General features: G+C 50.3%; 2 tRNA genes. Both read left to right on the plus strand.

From position 1 onward, the window contains the following. The first annotated feature begins 43 nt into the window (after positions 1-43). A tRNA-Ile gene (locus tag H0X95_RS35810) sits at positions 44-120 on the plus strand. Positions 121-158: 38 nt separating this feature from the next. Next, positions 159-234, plus strand: a tRNA-Ala gene (locus H0X95_RS35815). The last annotated feature ends 148 nt before the right edge of the window (positions 235-382 follow it).

The following is a 382-nucleotide window of genomic DNA, read 5'->3' on the forward strand; positions in this document are numbered from 1 at the left end:
TGAGCGCTCACGCTTATCGGCTGTAAATTAAAGACAGACTCAGGGGTCTGTAGCTCAGTCGGTTAGAGCACCGTCTTGATAAGGCGGGGGTCGTTGGTTCGAATCCAACCAGACCCACCATTGTCTGGCGGTAACACACCTGAGGCAAATCTGTACATGGGGGCATAGCTCAGCTGGGAGAGCACCTGCTTTGCAAGCAGGGGGTCGTCGGTTCGATCCCGTCTGCCTCCACCAATCCTCAATGACAAACATTCGAATGACGATTGTTCGAGTCTTTGTCATTGGCGATTGAGCCAGTCAGAGGATATCAACAGATATCGGCTGTCGTTCTTTAACAATCTGGAAGAAGTAAGTAATTTGGATAGCGGAAGCGTCTTGAGAT

It is taken from the genome of Burkholderia sp. 9779_493 (assembly GCF_015712215.1).
In the GTDB taxonomy this organism is placed as follows: domain Bacteria; phylum Pseudomonadota; class Gammaproteobacteria; order Burkholderiales; family Burkholderiaceae; genus Burkholderia; species Burkholderia cenocepacia.